3 protein-coding genes are annotated in these 2,674 nt (G+C 54.5%); all 3 read right to left on the bottom strand.

What is annotated here, in order from left to right:
• Positions 1-330 precede the first annotated feature (330 nt).
• Positions 331-1,107, bottom strand: coding sequence for a pirin family protein (locus QJ48_RS28645; RefSeq protein ID WP_054976789.1), 777 nt, complete (start codon positions 1,105-1,107; stop codon positions 331-333).
• 89 nt (positions 1,108-1,196) lie between these two features.
• Positions 1,197-1,646: a MarR family winged helix-turn-helix transcriptional regulator gene (locus QJ48_RS28640; protein WP_054976788.1), complete on the bottom strand. Its 450-nt coding sequence runs from the start codon at positions 1,644-1,646 to the stop codon at positions 1,197-1,199.
• An 88-nt stretch (positions 1,647-1,734) separates the two neighbouring features.
• Positions 1,735-2,361, bottom strand: a complete 627-nt coding sequence (locus QJ48_RS28635; protein ID WP_054976787.1) for a nitroreductase family protein — start codon at positions 2,359-2,361, stop codon at positions 1,735-1,737.
• Between the last annotated feature and the right edge of the window lie 313 nt (positions 2,362-2,674).

Here is a 2,674-nt window from a genome sequence, read left to right as displayed (position 1 = left end):
ATTGACTTCCCGGAAAAACTAATTGCCTGCCGACGAACGTAAAGCGTGCAGGTTGTGAGGCAAAGGAAGCCCGGTACCGTTTAAGGTGCCGGGCTGAGCTTGTTGAGAACCTGCTTCGCGTAGAAATTCTCTGCATCCGCCGGTGGGGTATATCCCTCCAGCCGCTCTTGAAACCCGTGAATTTGATTAGAATTAGCGGTATTTTCACGGGTTTCAAAGGCGGACGTAAACTCTTACGGGATATACCCCACCTCTATTTGTCTGAGATTTTCTACTACTAGGGTTTCTCAACAGCCTGCCCCGCGGTTATCCGCGGGGCTTAGCTTACGGTTATCGTTTCGGGTAAAGCGGGTATTCCACGGTGGTAGGAACCTCGATCAACATGATCCGCAGCGTTTCGCCGTCTGCGGCTTGAAGCGACACGTTTGTGTCGGCGGCGGCTCCGAGCAGCATGAAATCTTTGTGCCGGAACGAAGTGGCCGTGTCCCCGGCCGAAGCGTTCGTCCAGGCTCCGTGTCCGCGGACGGCGAGTGCCGTTAACGTACGGCCCGCCGGAATGACGTGCCGGTAGACGGCGCCGGGCTCCAGCGTCACATCCCACATTTTGGCGTCTGCGACGAGCTCGACCGGTGATCCGTCGCCGATGACCGTTTTGCGTACGAACCCTTCTCCGGCTTCCTCCGGAAACGCCTCATGGTCGAACTGGCGATAAGTCGGCTTCCGTTTCAGCGCTTCATTCAGCTCCGGCTCGAACCAGATTTGGAAGCCTTCCATATCCGGGCCGATAAACCGCTCTTCGTGGGACACGCCCGATCCGGTCTGCATCACCTGCGCGCCGCCGGGCCCGACGACACTTCGCGTGCCGAGCGAGTCGCCATGCTCCGCTTTGCCGGCAAGAACATACGTGATGATTTCGAACGCTTGATGGGGATGAGACCCGATATAGCCTTCCTCCGCGGCGAAAGCCCACGCCCAATAGAACAGCGGACCAACCCGCTTGACCACCGACCGCTCGCCGGGAAATCCGATCGGCTTCTGCTCCGTAATCCGGCCTCCGTCGAAGGCTCCGGTTCCTTGCATCGTTGGGGGATAGATCATGATTTGCATCAAAATAACCTCCTCATAAATAAGCATGATTTGATTTGAGAATATCTCAATATTAAGATATGGGCTGCGGGTTCGCCGGAGGCGACCCGCTATTTGAAGCTTTCCTGCGCCGCGACCCCCAGCTTCTTCAGCAGGCCGATCGCTTGGCGCTTCTCCTCGGCGGTCAAGCCGGCGACCGCAGCTTCGATCGCTTTGCGGTGCTGCGGGAACGCCTCGTCCAGAAATGCCGTACCTTTCTCCGTAATTTCCGCGAAGCTGACCCGGCGGTCTTCCGGGCAAGGCCTCCGTACGACAAGCCCTTTTTGCTCCAGCTTGTCTACGACATAGGTAATGTTGCCGCTGGTCATCAAAATTTTGCCGCCGATCTGCTGCAAAGGTTGGGACCCCTTATGATACAGCAGCTCCAGCACCGCATATTCGGTCGGATTCAAACCATACCGCCGAATGTCCCGGTGGGCGTGGGCCGTGACCCATTCGCACGCCCGGGAAAGCACAATGAACAAATGCAGCGATTCGTCCCGGTTGTTCTCTGCGTTCAACGTTCGCAACTCCTTTCGCTGCCGCCCAATGAGCCTGCAATCAGTATTCCTCATTCCTGGGCGGCAATACATACCTGAGCTAGATTGTTTAGAATTGGTTATAGGTGACAAATTCTCCGGTCGGTTTGCGGTAGCCGCGCGGCCGCTGTGCCGACACATCCTCTTTGCCGATCGTAATCAACATAGCGGGAACGTAACGGTCCGGAATGTTCAGGACTGCGCGCATCGCATCCGGGTCGAAGCCAATCATCGGGCACGTATCCCAGCCGCGGTCTTTGGCAATCAGCATGAACAGCATGGCCGACAAGCTGGCGTTGCGGATCGCTTCTTCGCGCTTGAACGTTTCGCCACGGTTCTCGTAGAACGCATTGACGTATTCGACCGTTTGGTCGTATTCCTGCTTGCTCATCACGCCGAGGTGAAGAAAGCCTTCGTTGATTTTTGCCGCGTCTTTGTACGCCTCCGTATCGCCCAGTACCAGAATGGCCGCAGAAGCCGTCAGCACTTTGTATTGTTTGCTCGCCGCTTCGTGCACTTTCGTTTTTAACTCTTGGTCTTTGACGACGGCGTAATGCGCATGCTGCAAGTTGAAAGCGGAAGGGGCGAATTTGACCAGCCCGAACATCTCTTCGAGCTCTTTGTCCGGGATGTCCGTATTCGGGATGAATTTGGTGGCAGATCTTCGCGATTTTAACAGGGCTGTAAAGTCGTTCATAGGGAGGACCTCCGTCGATAGTTACTATTTTGTCTTAAAATTAAGATAATACTTTTTAAGATGATTGTCAAGGGAAAAAGCAAAACCGGTTAGGGCTTTAGTTTGTTGAGAAAGTTGAATGAGGCAATAGAGTTTACGAAGGGGTGGGGTATCTACTTCCGGTCGCTGTTGTCAGCGGGAAATTTCTGATTGAAGCCGCTTAAAAGCGGGTATTTCCCGCAGACAAAGGCGAACGCTATCGCTCCTCCAATAGATACCCCACCTCCGTATGTTTCTCTATTCTATTTAAAACCACTTTATCAACAGCCTGACT

The organism is Paenibacillus sp. A3 (assembly GCF_001399685.1).
In the GTDB taxonomy this organism is placed as follows: domain Bacteria; phylum Bacillota; class Bacilli; order Paenibacillales; family NBRC-103111; genus Paenibacillus_G.
The sequence above is the reverse complement of the archived record's forward strand: the minus strand, read 5'-3'. Positions and strand labels throughout refer to the sequence as shown.

What these genes read in the sequence shown, in the direction of transcription:
- QJ48_RS28635 (WP_054976787.1), bottom strand. Translation starts at nt 2,361, where the DNA reads ATGAACGACTTTACAGCCCTGTTAAAATCGCGAAGATCTGCCACCAAA.
- QJ48_RS28645 (WP_054976789.1), bottom strand. Translation starts at nt 1,107, where the DNA reads ATGCAAATCATGATCTATCCCCCAACGATGCAAGGAACCGGAGCCTTC.